11 protein-coding genes are annotated in these 18,760 nt (G+C 74.7%); 6 read left to right on the top strand and 5 right to left on the bottom strand.

What is annotated here, in order from left to right:
• Positions 1-123 precede the first annotated feature (123 nt).
• The gene (locus WMF42_RS20645) at positions 124-1,164 is read left to right on the top strand and encodes a metalloregulator ArsR/SmtB family transcription factor (RefSeq protein WP_061605918.1); all 1,041 of its coding nucleotides are present in this window, start codon (positions 124-126) and stop codon (positions 1,162-1,164) included.
• A gap of 154 nt (positions 1,165-1,318) precedes the next feature.
• The gene (locus tag WMF42_RS20640) at positions 1,319-2,983 is read left to right on the top strand and encodes an RICIN domain-containing protein (RefSeq protein ID WP_233561051.1); all 1,665 of its coding nucleotides are present in this window, start codon (positions 1,319-1,321) and stop codon (positions 2,981-2,983) included.
• A gap of 4 nt (positions 2,984-2,987) precedes the next feature.
• Here WMF42_RS20640 and WMF42_RS20635 read toward each other — a convergent pair whose 3' ends face one another.
• Both WMF42_RS20635 and WMF42_RS20630 read right to left on the bottom strand, forming a co-directional pair.
• A complete protein-coding gene (locus tag WMF42_RS20635; protein ID WP_437693739.1) occupies positions 2,988-4,940 on the bottom strand; it encodes a hypothetical protein in 1,953 nt (650 codons plus the stop codon).
• 14 nt (positions 4,941-4,954) lie between these two features.
• Positions 4,955-7,357 (bottom strand): heavy metal translocating P-type ATPase, encoded by a 2,403-nt coding sequence (locus WMF42_RS20630; protein WP_437693737.1) that lies wholly within the window; start codon positions 7,355-7,357, stop codon positions 4,955-4,957.
• Between the two features lie 193 nt (positions 7,358-7,550).
• Here WMF42_RS20630 and WMF42_RS20625 point away from each other — a divergent pair, with 193 nt between their 5' ends.
• Complete coding sequence (locus WMF42_RS20625) at positions 7,551-8,219, top strand: cadmium resistance transporter (protein WP_434048419.1); 669 nt, start codon at positions 7,551-7,553, stop codon at positions 8,217-8,219.
• Between the two features lie 573 nt (positions 8,220-8,792).
• Positions 8,793-9,587 carry a hypothetical protein gene (locus tag WMF42_RS20620; protein ID WP_199693464.1) on the top strand — a complete coding sequence of 265 codons (795 nt, stop codon included), beginning with the start codon at positions 8,793-8,795 and terminating at the stop codon, positions 9,585-9,587.
• Positions 9,588-9,688: 101 nt separating this feature from the next.
• Here the strand turns inward: WMF42_RS20620 and WMF42_RS20615 are convergent, their stop codons facing one another.
• A complete protein-coding gene (locus WMF42_RS20615) occupies positions 9,689-10,999 on the bottom strand; it encodes a sigma 54-dependent Fis family transcriptional regulator (RefSeq protein WP_081426135.1) in 1,311 nt (436 codons plus the stop codon).
• Positions 11,000-11,239: 240 nt separating this feature from the next.
• A complete protein-coding gene (locus WMF42_RS20610; RefSeq protein ID WP_434048417.1) occupies positions 11,240-12,733 on the bottom strand; it encodes a serine/threonine-protein kinase in 1,494 nt (497 codons plus the stop codon).
• Positions 12,734-12,807: 74 nt separating this feature from the next.
• Between WMF42_RS20610 and WMF42_RS20605 the strand changes: the two genes are divergently transcribed.
• Complete coding sequence (locus tag WMF42_RS20605) at positions 12,808-16,896, top strand: protein kinase domain-containing protein (RefSeq protein ID WP_437693734.1); 4,089 nt, start codon at positions 12,808-12,810, stop codon at positions 16,894-16,896.
• 100 nt (positions 16,897-16,996) lie between these two features.
• A complete protein-coding gene (locus WMF42_RS20600; protein WP_437693732.1) occupies positions 16,997-17,845 on the top strand; it encodes a hypothetical protein in 849 nt (282 codons plus the stop codon).
• Between the two features lie 75 nt (positions 17,846-17,920).
• Here WMF42_RS20600 and WMF42_RS20595 read toward each other — a convergent pair whose 3' ends face one another.
• Entirely contained in the window at positions 17,921-18,691 is a 771-nt protein-coding gene (locus tag WMF42_RS20595) for a DeoR/GlpR family DNA-binding transcription regulator (RefSeq protein WP_437694314.1), read from the bottom strand.
• Positions 18,692-18,760: the final 69 nt, after the last annotated feature.

Here is an 18,760-nt window from a genome sequence, read left to right as displayed (position 1 = left end):
ACGCTTCACCGCGCTCCGGCCACGTCACCCTCCGAGGAAGCGCAGCGCGCCTTCCTCCGTGCGCTGATTCGACACCCGTCGAACCAGATTGACGGCCGCTGCGCGCCCGCTATATTCTCTTCGATGGCCATCGAAGCAGATTCTCCGGCGCCCGAGCTGGGCCTCGAGGCGCGCATCGGCGTGCTCAAGGCGCTCGCTGACGCCTCGCGGCTGCAGGTGGTGAACGCCCTGCTGGAGCGGCCTCACTGCGCCGAGGAGCTGGCCGAGCGGCTGGGGCGCGCGCCGTCCACTGTCTCCTTCCACCTCCGGAAGCTCGACGAGGCCGGCCTCGTGACGAAGCGCAAGACCCAGTACTACCTGGTCTACGCGCTGCGCGACGACGTGCTCCGCCTCTCGCTGAGAGAGCTCGTCACTGTGCCATCGGCCGGCGACGGCCCGGCGCGGCGGCGCGTCGAGCGGGCCCGGGGCCAGGTGATGCGCTCCTTCTTCCGCGGCGGCGTGCTGGTGCAGATGCCGAAGCAATGGCGCAAGCGGCGCATCGTGCTCGAGAAGTTCCTCGCCAGGTTCGAGGTGGGCCGGCGCTACAGCGAGCAGGAGGTGAACGCGATCATCCAGGCGCTGTACCCCGACCACTGCACCATCCGGCGGATGCTGGTGGACGAGGGCTACATGGCGCGCGACGGCCAAGTCTACGAGGTGATCGAGGCGGGGACCAGGATGTCCGGGGAGACGACCGAGACGCCCGAGGCAGCGACAGGGACGCCCGGGGTGACGGAGAGGAAAGCGGGAGAGAGCACGATGGAAACGCGCAAGGAGCTGAAGCGGCAGTACCTCGAGACCCCGAAGCAGGCGGGCATCTTCCAGGTCAAGAACACGGTGAACGGCAAGGTGCTGCTCGGCAGCAGCACGAACCTCCACGGGCCGCTCAACAAGCACCGTTTCATGCTGTCCACCGGCGGGCACTCCAACCAGGAGCTCCAGAAGGACTGGAAGCTGCACGGCGCCGACGCGTTCACGTTCGAGGTGCTCGAGGTCGTGCGGCAGAAGGACGATCCGGGCTTCTCGCTCGCGGACGAGCTCACCCTGCTCGAGCAGATATGGCTGGAGAAGCTGTCGCCCCTCGCGCCGCGCGGCTACAACACGAGCACGCGGATCCGCGAGTGAAGCGCCGCGGCGCCTGAGGGCGGGCGACGCGCGGCCGCGTCGACCCGGCGCAGATCGTACCGGAGCGGAACATACCAGTCCGGACATAGCGGGCGCGAAGGCCTTGACAGGCCAGGTTGAAGGCATGGAGATGAGCCTCTGTCTGGAGAGCATCATGCGTCGTTCTTTCTTGTCCCCGGTCCCGTGCCTGCTGGCTGTCGCGCTCGGCCTCGCGTCCTGCGGCGATGCTGGCCAGCCCGAGCCCTCCGAGGGGTCGGGGTCCGCCGGCGGTTCGGCCCCCGGCGTCGGCGCGTCCGGCGGCCCGTCGTCCGGCAGCGGCAGCTCGGCCTCCGGCAGCGGAGGGGCGGCGTCTGGCGGCGGCGCCTCCAGCTCGAGCGCCGGGGCGACGGGCGGCTCGACGCCCGGCGCGGGCGGCGGCCCGGTCGAGACGCCGGCGGATCTCGGCCCGCTGGTCAACGGGATCCAGTGGGCCGACACCGCGGGCAACCCCATCCAGGCGCACGGCGGAGGGGTGATCCAGGTGGGGTCGTATTACTACTGGTTCGGGGAGAACCGGAACCCGGACGGGACGTTCTACGCCGTCTCCGCGTATCGCTCCGAGGACCTGCGTCACTGGGAGTTCAGGAACCATGTCCTGACGATGGACTCGGACGAGGACCTCGATCCGGCGAACATCGAGCGCCCCAAGGTGGTCTTCAACGAGTCCACCGGCAGGTACGTGATGTGGATGCACTGGGAGAACGGGGTGCACTACGGCGAGGCGCGGGCCGCGGTCGCGAGCTCGGACACAGTGGACGGCGATTACACGTACCACGGCAGCTTCCGGCCCCTCGCCGGCAGCGGGGTGATCGACCACGACAAGCCCGGGTACATGTCCCGGGACTGCGGGCTCTTCGTGGACGACGACAAGAAGGGCTATTTCATCTCCGCCTCGAACGAGAACTACGATCTCAACCTGTACCAGCTCACCCCCGATTACCTGAAGATCGACCGCCTCGTCGCGGTGCTCTTCCCCGGCGGGCACCGCGAGGCGCCCGCGCTGTTCCGGCGGAAAGGCACCTATTTCCTGCTGACCTCCGGGGCGACGGGCTGGTCGCCCAACCAGGCCAAGTACGCGACCTCCCGCTCCCTCGCCAGCGGCTGGTCGTCGATGACCAACGTCGCCGACGGCACGACGTTCCACTCCCAGTCGACGTACGTGCTCCCGGTCCAGGGCAGCTCGGGCACATCCTACCTCTACATGGGAGACCGCTGGGCCGGCGCCTGGAGCGGGCGGGTCAACGACTCGACCTATGTCTGGCAGCCGATCGCGTTCCCGTCGGACACCACCATGAGCATGAGCTGGAGCAACACGCTGACAATCGACACGGCGGCCGGCACCGTCTCGGGGGCGACCAACAACTTCAAGCTCATGAACAAGAAGAGCGGCAAGGTGATGGAGGTCGCGGGAGCGTCGTCGGAGGACGGGGCCGCGGTGGTCCAGAGCCCTGACGGCGGCGGGGACAACCAGAAGTGGAGCTTCAACTACAACGGCTCGGGCCACTTCCGGCTGACCAACGTCAAGAGCGGCAAGGTGCTCGACGTCCCTGACGAGTCGAAGAACGACGGCATCGCGCTGAAGCAATGGACGAACCACGACGGCGACAACCAGGCGTGGCTGTTCATCGATACAGGCGGCGGCGATTACCAGATCCGGAACAAGAACAGCGGCAAGCTCATCGGGGTCGTCCAGGGCTCCACCGACGACGCCGCCGCGATCGAGCAGCGGGGGAGCAGCGGCGGCGACGAGCAGCGGTGGCGGATCGTCGTCGCCGACTGACGGACTACGCGCGCGGGCGGCTGCGGCGCGCGAGGGCGAGGAGCCCTGAGAGCGCCGCGGCGAGCGCGGCGGCGCCGCCCGGAGAGCCCGCCGGGCCAGCGGCGCTGCACCCTGCGGCGGCCGGCGCGAGGTCGCCGCCGGTGTCCGCTTCATCGCCTGTCAGCTCGGCGCCGTCGGACGACACAGGCAGCGCGTCGGGCTCGTGCAGGTCGCGGACCGACACCGGCGCGTCGAGCAGCTCGTCGCCGGTGAACGAGGTGGACAGCACCTCTGCGCCGTCCTCCGGCGCGAACGCCGCGGTCGCTGCGAGGCGCGCGGGGGAGCCGCCCGCGCTTGCCGCCTGGAACAGCGTGTTGCCGATGATCACGTACCAGCTCCCGTCGAGCCAGCGCCCGTGCCCGAGGTCCGTGCTGATCTGCTCGGGCGCTCCCCCCGGCCGGCCGATGTAGCGCTTGCCGTCGTTCAGGAAGAGGACCTCGCCGGTGTCGCTGAGGCCGTCGTGGCCGACCCGGAGCTTGACCTGATCGAACGCGCTCGTCGTCGCGAAGTCGCTGATCTGATGCTGCTCGCCGTCGGGGGTCCTCAGCCACACCTGGTTCACGACGCCGTCGGTCTTCAGGAAACCCACGTGGCCCGCGTGCGCCAGCAGCCCGGCCGAGCTGCTGGTGATCGAGTCGCCAAGGAACACCTCGTCTCCCTCCGCCGTGTACAGGTAACTCGAGCTCGCGCGCCCATCCCACCAGCGACCGACGACGTTCGTCCCGTCGGTGATCGGCCGCTGCAGGTTGCCCTCGTGATCCCCGAGGCGCGATCCCCCGGGCCCGACGATCGAGCCGCTCTCGTAGGTCCCGAAATAGATCCCGCCGGACGCCGTGATGTCGGCCTGGAACGGCGACCGGCTGCCCGCGCTCGCCCAGAGGGTCCTGTTCGTCCCCGTGGACAGCGTGTGCGCGAGGGCCCAGTCGTCGCTGTTCGTCGTCCACACCGCCGTGTCCCCGTTCACCGCGTCGAGGCGCGCCGCGCGCGCGACGGTGTTCCGGCTGCCGTTGACCCAGGAGTGGATGTAGCCGTTCGTCGTCTGGTACACGGCCCCGGACGGCGTGAGCGCCCCGTAGACAGCGCTCAGCGGGGCAGTCCCTTCTCCTTGCGTCATCGTCGCGATCCACGTGACGGCCTGCGTGGCGCGGTCGGAAATGCCGAGGCGCCCGTAGTGATCGAGGAAGAGGAACCGCGTGGCATCGACGTCGAGGATGGCGCCGGGGGCGCGCTGGACGACGGTGAGCCGCGGGCTCCGGTCGACGTGGATCGGACCGATCGTCCTCGTGACGGTGCTCAGCCCGTCGCTCGCCTTGATGGTGAGCGTGTACGTCCTGCCCGACGGGATCTCATCGCTGCCGCCCCACCGGGACTCCAGGAGGTAGAGCCGCCCCGCCAGGGACCACCTCTCATCGGTCGAGAACGTGACGTCGCCGTCGGCGCTGCGGAACTCTGCCCGGAGGGTCTCGCACTCGTAGGGTGGCGTCGGGATGCACTTCGCGTCGAAGCGCTGGCCCGCCGTGAGGGTTCCGTTCGGCAGCACGTTCCATCCCAGGATCGGCGGCGCGTGCCGGTGCAGCGTGCGCTGCGCGCTCCCCACATCGCCGAACGTGTTGTACGCGTCGACCGTCAGGACGTGAGGACCATAGGGAAGCGCGCCCCCGAGCTCGCCGAGATCGAGCGACCCCTCGAAGTAGCCGTCTTCCGCCGGCGTGAGCTCGATGATGATCCCTTCGAACTCCGCCTCCACATAATAGATGTCCTCTGGCGACGACGCGGCGACCCGCACCGGGATCGTCTCGCTTTCGATGAACGTGTCCACCTCGATGTCCTCGATCGTGACGGCTGCGTGAGCTGCCTCGGCCGAGAGGGACAGGACAAAGGCAATCGCGGTGCCAACGTGTCGGCGGTAAGCTTGCATGGATCCTCCGTATTTCAGGACGCTTTAGTGCGCCCGCGGTCTCTGTCATTCATTCGTCGGCCGAACGCGCGGAGCCGGAGCGAGTTGCCGAGCACCGACACGCTCGACAGCGACATCGCCGCGCTCGCGAGCACCGGCGAGAGGAGCCACCCGGTCAGCGGGTACAGGAGGCCCGCCGCGATCGGGATGCCGATCACGTTGTAGACGAAGGCCCAGAACAGGTTCTGCCGGATCGTGCGCAGCGTGGCGCGCGCGAGCGCGAGCGCCGTGGGCAGGCGGGCGATCCCGCCGCGGAGCAGCGCCACGTCGGCGGCGGCGACAGCGATGTCCGTGCCGCTTCCGAGGGCGACGCCCACGTCGGCGCTGGCGAGCGCGGGCGCGTCGTTGATGCCGTCGCCGACCATCGCCACCCGGCGGCCGGCGGCCCGCTGCTCGCGCACGATCCGCGCCTTGTCCTCGGGCCTCACCTCCGCGAACACGTCGCGGATGCCGAGCTCCTCGGCGACGGCGCGCGCCGCGCCCGCCCGATCGCCGGTCACCATGGCCACCTCGACGCCGAGCTGCCTCAGGGCCGCCACGGCGCGCCGCGCCTCCTCGGTCGGCCGGTCGGCGACCGCCACGAGCCCCGCGAGCTGCCCGTCGACCGCCACGAACGACGGCGTGCGGCCCTGCGCGGCCAGGCGCTCGGCCGCCGCCTCCAGCGCGTCGGTCGCGACGCCCGCGCGCTGCAGCCACGCCGCGTTGCCGGCGCGCACGAGGCGGCCCGCGACGCGCGCCTCGATCCCGTGGCCGATCTCCGCGCGGAACGCCGACGCCGGCGCGACCGCGATCCCGCGGCCGCGCGCGCCCTCGACGATCGCCCGCGCCACCGGGTGCTCGCTCTCGTGCTCCGCGGCCGCCACGAGGCCGAGGAGCTCCGCCTCGCCGCGGCCCTCCACGGCGACGACATCGGTGAGCTCGGGCCGCCCCGAGGTGAGCGTCCCCGTCTTGTCGAGCAGCACCGTGTCGACGCGGCTCGCGGCCTCGAGCGCCGCGCCGCCCTTGACGAGGACGCCGAGCTCCGCGCCGCGCCCTGTCCCGACGGCCACGGCGGCCGGCGTGGCCAGCCCGAGCGCGCACGGGCACGCGATCACGAGCACCGCGACGAACCGCTCGATCGCGGTGGCGAGGCCGCCGGCGGTCGGGTCGACGGCGAGCCAGCCGACGAGGGTGAGCGACGCGACGCCGAGGACGACGGGGACGAAGATCCCGCTCACCACGTCGGCGAGCCGCGCGATCGGCGCGCGCGACCCCTGCGCCTGCTCGACGGCCTCGACGATGCGCGCGAGCGCCGTGTCGGCGCCCGTCTTCGTGACGCGGAAGGTGAGGGCGCCGCTCTGGTTGAGCGTCCCGCCGAGAACGGCCGCGCCGGCTGTCTTGTCGACGGGCATGCTCTCGCCGGTGAGCATCGACTCGTCGACAGCGGACGCGCCGCGGACGACCTCGCCGTCGGTCGCGATGCGCTCGCCGGGCCGCGCCAGCACGAGGTCGCCGGGCGCGAGCGCGGCCGCGGGCACCTCGTCCACGGCGTCGCCGCGGACGCGCCGCGCGGTCCTCGGCTGGAGCGCCACGAGCCCGCGCACGGCGTCGGCGAGCCGCCTCCGCGCGCGCGTCTCGAGGAGCTTGCCGATCAGCACGAAGGTGACGATCGCCGCCGCGGCCTCGAAGTAGACGGGCGGCGTGTGGCCGTGCGCGGCGTGCGGGAAGAGCCCTGGCGCCGCGACCGCGGCGGTCGAGTAGAGCCAGGCGGCGCCCGTCCCGAGGCTCACGAGGGTGTTCATGTCGGCGGCGCGGTGCCGGAGCGCGCCCCACGCGAGCCGGAAGAACCGTCGCCCCGGCCCGAGGACGACGACCGTCGCGAGCGCCAGCGAGATCCAGCGCCCGGCGGGGCCGTCGAGCGCCGGGATCGCGCCGTGGGACATGGCCACGACGAGCAGCGGCGCGGTGAGCAGGACGGCGATCGCGACGTCGCGCCGGAGCGCCCGTTGCTCCTCCTGTTCGGCCGCGTCCATGGCGGCGGCGCGCTCCTCGGCGGCCTGTCGCGGCGCAGGTCGTGGCCGATCGGCGGCGGCGGCGGCCTCCGGCGCGTCGGGGGTGCCGGGCACCTCGTATCCTGCGTCGACGATGGCGCGGGCGAGCGCGGCCGGCGTTGTCGCCTGCGCGTCGTAGGTGACGGTCGCCCGCTGGGTCACGAGGTTGACCGCCGCCTCCTGGACGCCGGGCGCCGCGCGCAGCGCCCGCTCGACGCGGCGCACGCACGCCGCGCAGGTCATGCCCTGCACCGGGAGGTCGGTCCGGGCGCCCTGCGCCGCGGGTGCTGCCGGCGCTGCCGCGCCCTTCACGCTGGTCGGCTCTGTGGGCGGGGGGATCGTTGCCATGCTTCTCCTCGTGCGAGCGCGCGGCTCGTCGCCTGTGGCCCTGTGCGGACGCGCTGTCGCTCCGGCCACCACGGTCTACCCCAGGAGGTCCCGCGGGGCAGCGGCGCCGTCATGAGGGAGAGCGGCCGCGCGGCGCCGGCGCCTCGCCGGCTGAGCGCGCTACCGCCCGCGGTGCTACGTCCGCGGCCGCACCATGGAGCAGATCCTCCCGGCCCTCGGGGTGAGCGCTGTCGTGTTCATCTCCACGAACGTCGATGACATCCTCCTGCTCTCGGCGTTCTTCGCGGACCCCGCCTTCACCCCGCGCCAGATCGTCGCCGGTCAGTTCCTCGGCATGGCGGCGCTCGTGGCGGCGAGCGTCGCGTGCGCGCTGCTCGCGGTCCGCGTGCCGGAGGGGTGGATCGGCCTGCTCGGCCTGGCGCCCCTGGCGCTCGGCCTGAGGGGCCTGTGGGCGCTCTGGCGGGGGGAGGCCGAGCAAGCCGAGGACGAGGAGGGCTCCGAGGCCAGGCCGCGCGGCGCCGCGTCGCGCTTCCGGGCGCTCGCGGTGGCGAGCGTCACCGTCGCCAACGGCGGGGACAACCTCGGCGTGTACATCCCGCTGTTCTCCAGCGCTCCCGGGCTCATCCCGCTCCACGCGGCTGTGTTCGCGGTCATGACCGGCGTCCTGTGCGCGCTCGGCCACCACCTCGTCCACCACCCGGTCCTGGGCAGCCGCATCCGGCGCCATGGCCGCGCGGCGCTGCCGTTCGTCCTCATCGGCCTGGGGCTCTGGATCCTGTCCGATGCCCTCGTCCTCGTCCGTCAGCCGACCACGGGCGGCTCGCCTCGAGCGAGCTCCGATGAAGCCGCCGCGCTCGGGTGAGCCTCCAGGAGAGGGCCAGTCCGGTTCCTCTCCAATGATCACGCAGCGCTCCGGCAGGCGGCAGAAGGAGCGGAATTTTTCACGTAAGATCGGTTGTCCGCGCGGGCGCTCGCTGCCTGCTGCGGCCAGCAGCGCTGCTTGCTGCAGGCACCACGTCCTGCCTGCGCCAGCCATCCTTCGCGCGTCGGGCGGACCTGGGCCGCCGGGCGTCGGGCTGCCGACTCTCCTCGAAAGCCAGGCGGATCGACGCGGCGAGGGCCCCCTGATTCCGGGCGGCCGTCGCGCCGCTGGCTCGATGGCCCGATGCCTGCTTGTTGCGCGGGCGGGCGAGGCGCCGTCGCGAGCTCCGGCATTCCCGGGCGCCTCGCCGCTGTCCCAGCGTGAACCCCATGTTTCTAAAAAGAAAAGAACCGCCCGTGACCGTCGTCGCGGGGGTGATCCGTGAAATCGCCGTCGCCGCTCCCGCCGTATCGCGGGCCGGGTCGCCCCGCGACGGCGCCCGGCCCGGGACGCTCCCGGCCGCAGAAGAGCCGTTTGCGGCTGCGCAAGCGCGTGAGCGCACAGGAGGCCAGGGTGCCTGTCGCGCGATGTGATGAAGCCGGCCGGCGCGCCATCGATGAGGCGCTCGATCGGGGAGAGGCGGTGGTGCTGCCGATGCCCTCGCCCCTGGCCTACGTGGTCGCTGCGAAGACGGCGGCCGCCGTGAACCGGGCGAAGGGCCAGCCGGACGGCCAGCTCGTCGCCGCGTGGGAGCCGCGCTTCGATCGGATCGCGCCGCACCTCGCGCTCGACGAGGCGGAGCGCCGTCGCCTCGGCTGGCTGCTCTCGGTCGAGCGGGTGACCGCCCTCGTGCCGCAGGACCGCGACGCCGGCGCGCCGGGCTGGCTCGCGCCCGCCACGCAGTACGGCATGACGCTCCTCTTCGGCGTCACGTGGGATCCCATCGCCTGGCTGCTCGAGCGCCACGCGCCGCTGTTCGTGAGCAGCGCCAACCGCCCCGGCGTGCCGTCCGCTACCGATCTGCGACAGGTCCTTGCGGGCTTCGGCCCCGAGGTGTGGGTGCTCGACGGCGATTCCCTGCGCGAGCGCGCGCGCCCGCACGCCTCCACGACGACGCTCCGCTTCGTCCCCGGCCGCGGCTGGGAGATCCACCGGCACGGCATCCACGACGCCCTCCACGCGGCCGCCGCCCGGAGCGACTACCTCGCCGACGTCCTCGCCCGCGCCGACGCCGCCCTCTTCCGCAGGCCTGGCCCCCGCCGGCACGACGGCCGGGGAGGGCGCCATCCGAGGCGCTCGCGATCCACGGAGCGCCCAGCATTCCACCGCGCTTCCGGCCCCCGCGGATCGAGGCTCCACGAGGTCTAGGACCTCTCCTCCCGAGCCCGCACGATCCGGCGGCGCGCTGCGCCGCGCGACGAACAGGCGCTCCTCGGGCCGCGCAGCCCGCGTCGCGCCCTCTCCCCGCGCTACGACTCGCTCGCCGTGACCCCGTGCCGCCGCAGGAGCTCGCGCAGGTGGTTCCTGTCCATCCGCCCCGCCCGCGCCGCGTGCGACAGGTTCCCCCCGTTCGCGCGGATCAACGCCTTCACGTACGCCCGCTCCCAGCGCGCCACCGTGCGCTCCTTGGCCTGGCGGAACGAGAGATCGAGGTCGTCCGGGCGGAGCGCCGGCTCCTCCTCGCCGCCCTCTCGTGGCGCGGCGCCGCCGTGCTCGCCGATCGCGGGATCGCCCGTCAGCACCGCGCGCTCCACCGCGCTGCGCAGCTCGCGGACGTTGCCCGGCCAGTCGTGATGGACGAGCCGCTCCACGAGCTCGGCCGGCGGATCCGCCCTGTCCGCGAACTGCCTGTAGTAGTGCGCGACGAGCAGCGGGATGTCCTCCCGCCGCTCGCGCAGCGGCGGCACCCGCAGCCGGACCACGTTGAGGCGGTAGAACAGGTCCGAGCGGAACGTGCCGCGGTTCACCTCCTGCCGGAGATCGCGGTTCGTCGCCGCGATGATCCGCAGGTCGAGCGGCACGGGATCCAGGCTGCCGATGCGCCGGATCGACCGCTCTTCCAGGGCGCGCAGCAGCTTCGGCTGGAGGTCGAGCCGCAGCTCGCCGATCTCGTCGAGCAGCACCGTGCCGCCGCGCGCCGCCTCGAACGCGCCGGCGCGGGCCTGCTGCGCCCCCGTGAAGGCGCCCCGCACGTGCCCGAACAGCTCGGCCTCGATGAGCGTGGGCGGGATCGCGCCGCAGTCGATGACGACGAACGGGCCCGCCGCGCGCGGGCTCTGCTGGTGCAGCACCTCGGCGAGCAGCCCCTTGCCGGAGCCGGTCTCGCCCTCGACGAGCACCGTCGCGTCCGACGCGGCGATCCGCGGGATCATCGCGAAGAGCCGGCGCATCGCCGTGCTCTGCCCGAGCACCCGGCCGGAGAGCACCGCGTCCCCGAGCGGCTCGCGCACCTCCTCGGGCAGGTGATCGAAGCGCAGCAGCGTCTGGCCCACGCCGAACGTGGCGCCCGGGGTCAGGTACGCCGTCCCCACGCGGAACCCCGCGAGCGTGATGCCGTTCGTGCTGTCGAGATCGCGCAGCAGGTAGCCCTTCGGGGTCGCCGTGATGACGCAGTGGTGCCGCGACACCGACGGGTCGGTCAGCACGAGGTGGTTGCCCGCCGCGGTGCCGATCGAGATCTCCGGCGCGTCGGCCGCCTGGACGGCGCCCTGATCCGGGCCGTGCACCACCTGCACGCTGAACCTGCCGAACGCCACCTCGCTCGGCCGGACCTTCAGCACGGTGGTGGCATCCGCGCCTGATGTGGGTATCGGGGTGCTGCTCACCTGCATGACGTTACCATGGTGGACCTCGCGCGCGCGGCGTCCCGGACGCCTCGCCCCCGCGCGCTGGCCCGCGCAGGCAGGTGCTGATGCCTGCCCCAGGCAGCACCGGCGGTGGATTTTTGCACCCGCGCTCGCAGCGGCTCGCGGCCGCGGGGCGGACGCCGGGGTGCGGAGCGAGGCGGAGCCCCGAGGGAGCTACGCGCCCGCCAGCAAGCGCATCGCCCCCCCGGCCGCCGGGGTCCCGGCGGCGATCTCCAGGCCGGCGAGCGCCTCGGGCGAGGCGAAGACGCCCTCCTCGGTCCCCTCGGGCGCCCAGCCGCCGACCTCCGCGAGCGCCCCGCCCAGGAGCTCGCCCGAGGGGCCGACGAGCAGCTCCCCCGCGTGGACGCTGAGGCGCACGTACACCCTGGGGTCGCGCCCGGGCCGCCCCGCGAGCCGCCGGAAGATCCCGAGCGCCGCGTCCACGGCGCGGCGGCGCGCCTCCCTGTCGGCGGCCGCCTCGCCGGGGCGCTCCGCCGTGAAGAGCAGGCTGTTGCCTGTCTCGGCCGCGGGGGACAGCCCGGCCTCGGACAGCTCGGCGGCCACGAACGGCAGGATCGCCTCCAGGTCCGCGAGCAGGCGATCGTCCGGCGGATCGAGCGCCTCCGGGGCGGCGCCCACCTCGGCGTGGACGGCCACGCCGGGGCGGGCGCGCGCGCCGGGCGCCGCCTCGACGACAGCGCCGCGCGCAACCTCGAGGGCGCCGCGGAAGTCCGCGAGGAAGGCGGCGGCCGTCGGGGGGCGCGCCGCCGGGTCCTTGGCGACAGCCCGGAGGAGCACCTCGTCGAACGCCGGCGAGAGCCGCGCCTTCGCGCTCGGGCGCGGCGGGCTCGCGTACAGGTGGAGCTGGCGCAGGAGCGCGCCCAGATCCCCGGCGAAGAGCGGCTCGCCGACGAGCATGCGGTAGGCGAGGGCGCCGAGCGCGTAGACGTCCGCCCGGACGTCGACGGCGTGGCCGAGGAGCTGCTCGGGCGAGACGCACGAGGGGCTCCCGACGACCTCCCGCGACGAGGTCAGCGACGGCCCGGGCGCGTCGAGCAGCTTGGCCACCCCGAAGTCGAGGAGCACCACCCGGCGGCGCCCGCCCTCCTCGAGGAAGACGTTCGAGGCCTTGAGGTCGCGGTGCACGACGGCCTGGGCGTGCGCGGCCTCGAGGGCGTCGCAGAGCGGCTCCAGCACCGCGAGCGTCTCCTCGGGCGACAGGCGGCCGCGGGCGCGGAGGTGCTGATCCAGGCTGATCCCGGCGAGCAGCTCCATGGCGTAGTAGGGGCGCCCGTCCTCGAGCTGCCCCTGCTCGAAGACCTCGACGATGCCGGGGTGCCGCAGCCGCCGCACCGTCTCCACCTCGCGCTGGAAGCGGACGACGACGTCCGGCAGCACGCTGAGCTCGGGGTGCAGCACCTTCACCGCGGCGAGCGCGCCGTGGACCGCGTGCGTCGCGCGGTAGATCACGCTGAAGCCGCCCGCGCCGAGCGGCTCCTCCAGCACGTAAGCGCCCGCCCGGGCCCCGGGCGGCAGCGCGGCCACCGCGAGCTCGCCGACGATCACCGCCGGGGCGGACGGCACGGCCAGCGTCGCCAGCGCCGTGCGCACCGTCGGATCGACGCGAGACCCCGCGCCGGGGAGGGTGTCGGGGTCTTCGCTCGCCATCGACGGACCGACCGACGGTACCATAGGGGGGCGGAGCGCAGATCCCTCTCCGCCCTGCCCCAGGGAGCCACGACGTGTCCCGCTGCCCAGTGTGCCACCGCCGGCTCCCCCCGACGGGCGTTTGCCCCCGCGACGGCGGCTCGCCGCCGCCGGCGGCCGAGCGCACGCCCGAGTCGCCGGGGCGGCCGCGGGTCCCGGGCTTCCTGGTCGACGGCCTGCTCGGGCAGGGCGGCTTCTCGGCTGTGTGGGCCGCGCGGCGCGAGGCGGACGGCGCCCGCGTCGCCCTCAAGGTCGGGCGCTCGGCGCGCGGGACGATCCAGGCGCGGTTCCGGCGCGAGGCGGGCGCGCTCCGGCGCGTCGGCCCGCCGCACGTCCCGCGGGTCCACGGCGAGGGGCGGCTCGACGACGGCCGCCCCTGGATCGCCATGGATCACGTCCCCGGCGAGACGCTCGCCGAGGCGCTCGCGGCGCTGCCCGGGCCCCCGGAGCCGGCCTGGGCGGCGGCGCGCGCCGCCGCGCTGCTCGACGCGCTCGCGGCCGCGCACGCGCGCGGCGTCGTCCACCGCGATCTCAAGCCGGAGAACGTGATGCTCGCGCCGCCCCGCGCGGCGGCCGCGCCGGGCGCGGCCGCCGCGCAGGCCCCGGCGGCGGGCGCCGCGCGCGCTGTGCTGCTCGACCTCGGCCTGGCGCGGCCCGCCGGCGCGTCGCGCCAGGACGACGAGGGCGAGATCACGCGCGGGGGCACGATCGTCGGCACGCCCGAGTACATGGCGCCCGAGCAGCTCCGCGCCGGCGCCGCCGTCGACGGGCGCACGGACCTGTACGCCTTCGGCGCGATCCTGTTCGAGCTGCTCACCCTGCGGCCGCCGTTCGTGGGGGACACGGGCGCTGTCGAGCACGGGCACCTCGCGCTCCGGCCGCCGCGGCCAGGCGAGCTCGCGCCGATCCCCGAGGCCCTCGAGGCGCTCGTGCTCTCGTGCCTGGCCAAGGAGCCCGACCGCCGGCCCGCGAGCGCTGCCTCGCTCCGGCGCGCGCTCGAGGAGGCGTGCCCGCTCGGCGCCGCCGACGACGCGGAGCCGACCCCGCGGTCGTCGCCGATCGCGCCGGGGCCGCCGTCCAGCGGCGGCAGGCTCCTCGCCGAGGGGCTCCAGCCGGCCGTCGTGCTTGTCGCCGAGACAGGCGCCGCCACGCCGCCCGTGATCGGCGCGCTCACGAGCCGCAGCGGCGTCTGCGTCCGGCAGCGCGGGCGCCGCTACGTCGCCGTCTTCTCGGCCCGCGACGCCGAGCACCCCGTCCGGCTCGCGCTCGCCGCCGCGCGCGAGCTCGTCGAGCGGCACGGCGCCCGCGCCGCGCTCCACCTCGCGGGCGTGATCATCCGCCCGCGCGACAGGGGCGCGCCCGCCGTCTACGGCGCGGCGGTGGATCGCCCGGAGACCTGGCTCCCCGCCGCCCCATGGACCGGCGTCACGCTCACGAAGGAGCTCGAGCGCGCCCTCGCCGAGGCCGAGCCGACCTCGACCCCGACGTCGCCCCAGGCGGCGCGGGCGCCGGAGGGCGACGCGCCGCCGATGGTCGGGCGCACCGACGCGATCGCGGCGCTCGAGGCGAGCGCTGCCGCGGCGTTCAGCGGCGCGTGCCCGGCGCTCGTCACGGTGCTCGGCGACGCCGGGCTCGGCAAGACCCGCGTCGCGGCCGAGGCGGCCGCCGTGGCGCAGCGCCTGCGCCCCGACGCCGCGGCGCTCGTTGTGCGCGCGGCGCAGCCCCTGCCGGGCGAGGCGAGCAAGGACACCGCGGAGATCCTGCGCTTCGCGCTCTCCGCGCCCGCCGCGGCGCCGGCCGACCCCCGCGCGTTCTGCGAGGCGCGGCTCGGCCCCGAGATCGGCGCCTCGACCTTCGCGTCCGTCGCCGCGGCGCTCGGGTGGGCGCTTCCCGGGGCCGCGCGCGCCGCGCCCGCCGCGACGCCCCACCACGTGGCGCGGGCGATCGCCGAGGGGCTGCGCCGCCGCGCGCGCCGCGCCCCTGTCGCCGTGATCGTCGACGACGCGCAGTGGGCGGACGTCACCGTGCTCGACGCGCTCGAGGTCGCGACGCTCGACGGCGCCGGGGTGGCGCTCTGGGCGGCTGTCGTCGCGCACCCGCGCTTCGAGCGGCTCCGCCCCACCTGGGGCGCCCGGACGCAGCGCGCCGACAGGGTGACGCTCGCCCCGCTCGACGAGGCCGCCGCGTCGGAGCTCGCGGCGCGGCTCCTCCTCCCCGCGGCGTACCCCCCGGCCGACGTGCTCCGGGGGCTCGCGCGCTGGGCCGGCGGCAACCCGGGTTGCCTCGCCGCGATCATCCGGTCGCTCAAGCAGGCCGGGCTCGTGCGCCGCCGCCCCGGGGGCGGCGACCACTGCGTCGAGGCGTCGGCGCTCGAGGGCCTGCCGGTCTCCCCGGCGTGGCAGTGGCTGGCGATGCGCCAGCTCGGGGCGCTGCCGCAGGAGATCGCCGCGCTCGCGCGGCTCTGCGCCGTGCTCGGCGAGTCGTTCACGCGCGCCGAGCTGGAGTGGGTGCAGGACGCCGTCGACCGGGTCGGCGGCGCCGGGACGCCCGTCGACGCGGGGTACGGGCTCGGCGTGCTCGTCGAGCGGGGCATCATCGCGCGCGGCGGAGGCGGCGACGGCGGGGCGCGGGGCGCGCGCGGGGACGCCGAGCGGTGGTGGTTCCAGAGCGGCCTCTTCCGCGACGCGGTGTACGAGACGCTGGATCCCGAGCACCGCGCGCAGATCCACCGGCACGCGCTCGCCTTCTGGCGGGCGCGGGTCGAGCGCGGGCGCCCTCCGGCGCGGCCGGGGCCGGAGGAGCTCGAGCCGCTGGCCCGGCACGCGGCCGCGTGCGGGGCGGGGGAGGAGGCGGCGGAGGCGCACCTCCGGCTCGGGGATCTCGCGTTCGCGCGGCACCGGCACGTCGAGGCGGAGCGCTGCTACACCGCCGCGCTCAAGCTGGCCGGCGACGGCGATCGCCGCGGGCGGGCGCGCGCGCTGGCCGGGCGCGGGAGGATCCGCTACCGGCTGCACCTCATCGAGGAGGCCATGGCCGATCTCTCCGCGGCGCTCGAGCTCGCGGGCTCCGACGCGGACGCCGAGCTGCGCGCGGACGTCCTGCTCGAGGAGGCGACGGCGCTCGACTGGACGGGCGCCTACGAGGCGTCGTCGGCGCGCGTCGCGCTGGCGCGGCCGCTCGTGGAGCGGGCGGGCTCGCCGCGGCTCTCGGCGCGCCTCTGCGTGGCCGAGGGGCGCACGCGCCTGCGGCGGGCCGAGGTCGCGGAGGCGATCGCGCTCCTCTCGGAGGGGGCGTCGCTGGCCGAGTCGGCCGGGGACGAGGAGAGCCGGATCATCGCGCTGGTGCTGCTGTCGACCGAGCTCGCGCACGCGGGGCGCTTCGCCGAGGCGGAGCGGCGGGCCGAGGAGGCGATCGCGCTCTGCGAGCGCGCCGAGGACCTGCCGCACCTCTGCGTCGCGATCATGAACCGCGTCGTGCTCTGGACGCTGAAGAAGGATCTGCCGCGCGCGACGGCGGATCTCCGGCGCGCGATCGCGCTCGCGCGGGAGATCGGCAACCCGTGGCTGGAGCGCGTCGCCACGTACAACGTCGCCGAGCTGCTCTACTGGAGCGACCAGCAGGACGAGGCCCTCTCGCTCGCGCGCCGCGCGCACACGCTGGAGCGGCGGTTCGTGGATCGCCCCGTGCCGGACTGCTCGCTGCTCCTCGCGCGCATCCTCGCGGCGCGGGGGGAGCTCGACGAGGCGCGGCGCCTGCTCGCGTGGATCGCCGGCGCGTGCCCGCCGGAGCCGTCCGCGAGGGCGGCGCACGGGTGCTTCCTGCTGCTGCGCTGCCTCCTCTCGGACGACGCCTTGGACGGCGTGCCGCGCGCGCCGCGCGCGCTGCTGCTCGGCGGGCTCGACGAGGCGGAGCTCGAGGCGGGCCCGTTCCTGTTCACCGACGAGCTCCTCGAGGTCCTCTCCTGGCGCGCTCGTGCGGCATTACGCCACGGTCTCGTCGAGGTCGCCGCCGCGAACCTGGATCGGGCCGGCGGGCTCCTGGCCGAGCATCCGGCCTGGCGGGCCCGCTTCGACGCGCTGGCGCGCGGCCTCGATGCGCTGCGCGCTGCAGGGCGCGGCGGCTGAGCTCGCGACCCCGGCGACCGATCGGGCGCGGCACCGGCTCGGGATTTGCTTGTGCGCGGTGCGAGTCGCACGCACGTGCGCCTGAGCTGGAGGACGATGCATGCTTCGCGTACGGGTCAACGCTGCCGGGGTGATCGGGTTCTGCTGCCTTGCCGTCGGGTGCGGGGCAGCGCCGGCGGATGAGGGCGAGACGATCCTGGCCGCGGAGCAGGGGATCATCGTGATGAACGGCCTCGATCCCGCCTACTTCTGGGAGCCCTCGACGCAGCAGGCGCTCCGCGCGCTGGCGCGGGCGCCGCTGGCGGACGCGATGCGCGGCCCCGGGGCGGCCGTGCTCCTCTCGAAGAGGGAGGGCAGGCACCTCCTCGAGCGCGTTGTCGCCTGCGCGCTGCCCGAGGGGGCGTCGCTGGAGACTTCCTCGGGTCCGTCCTTCGTCGGATCGATCGGGCTCGCGCCGCGGTGGTCCTCCGCGCCGCTCTCGGACGCCGCCGCGCGGCGCTGGATGACGGCTTGCCTGCTCCAGTCGCTGAACGCGACGGGCGCGCACGTCGCGGTCCGCATGACCGGCGGCCACCCGGCCCTCGCCGACGCCCCCGACAGCGAGGCGGCGGAGTACACGGTCCGGGACGCGATCATGTTCGGTGATCTCTTCGACCAGGTCCGGCCGACCGCGTTCGCCTGCGCCGACAACGCGCTTGTCGACGCGTGCGGCGTGGCGCTGAGCGCGAGGACGATCGAGCGCATCTGCGGGCAGTCGCGCTCGTGCGGGATCACCGTCCTCGGCCACTGCGACGCTGTCTGCGACCGGGACCGCGCGGGCGCGCCGACCTGCGGCGCGGGCAGGGCGGTGTACCCGGAGTCCATCGCGTCGCGCCTGGAGCCCCTCGTGGCGCTCTCGGCGGGGGGCCTGAGCTGCGGCGTCCTGGATCTGCTCTCCGGCCTGCTGTAGTGCCGCGGCGAGGTGCCTGGCCTGCGCCTGCCGTTGCCCGGCTCCTCGTCACCCCGTGTCCGGCCGATCGACGCTTCAGGCAGGCTCCGCCTCGACGTCCTGCGTGACGGTGACGCCCGCCTCCCTGTACGGCGCGAGCACCTCCTTCGACACGCCGCGCTCCGTGAAGAGCCACGTCAGCTCGCTCAGCGGGGCGACGACGTACGCTGACGCGGTGCCGAGCTTGTCCGCGGTGGCCAGCGCGACAACCTCGGCCGATGCCTCGACCATGGCCCGCTTCACGTACGACTCGTCCAGGTCCACTGTCGTGATCCCGAACGTCGGATCGAGGGTGCACACGCCGAGGTAGCAGAGGTCCGCCCGGATCTGGCGCACGCCCGCGATCGTCACGGCGTCGGCGGCGGCCAGCGGGGCCTTGCGCATGCGCCCGCCGAGCAGGACCACCTCGACGCGCGGGTGCTCGGAGAGGGCGACGGCCACAGGAGGGCTGTTGGTCACGATCGTGGCCTCGAGATCGCGCGGGAGGTGGCGCGCGACGGCCACGTTGGTCGTGCCGCTGTCGATGAACACGACCTGCCCCGGCTTGATCAACGTGGCCGCGGCCCGCGCGAGCCCCTCCTTCACGCGCGGCCGCTGCCGCTCCCGCGCGGGGAAGCTCGGGTTCACGCGGGCGAGCGGCAGGCCGCCGCCGTGCACGCGCTGCAGCAGCCCCTCGCTCGCCATCTCGCGCAGGTCGCGCCGGATCGTGTCCTCCGAGACGCCGAACGCGCGGCTCAGCTCCGCCGCGACAACCTTCCCATCACGTTCCAGCACCGCGAGAATTTCCCGGCGCCTTTCGGCCACCATCAGGCCCGAGCTGTCTGCTTGGTTTTGCACGATTGTTCCTGTTTGTGCACGAAGCTGCTTGCGCCGGCC

Origin of the sequence: Sorangium sp. So ce176 (assembly GCF_051519835.1) — a bacterium.
GTDB classification, from domain to species: Bacteria; Myxococcota_A; Polyangia; order Polyangiales; family Polyangiaceae; genus Sorangium; species Sorangium cellulosum_G.
Note: the sequence above shows the minus strand (reverse complement) of the source record. Positions and strands in the feature narration are given on the sequence as shown.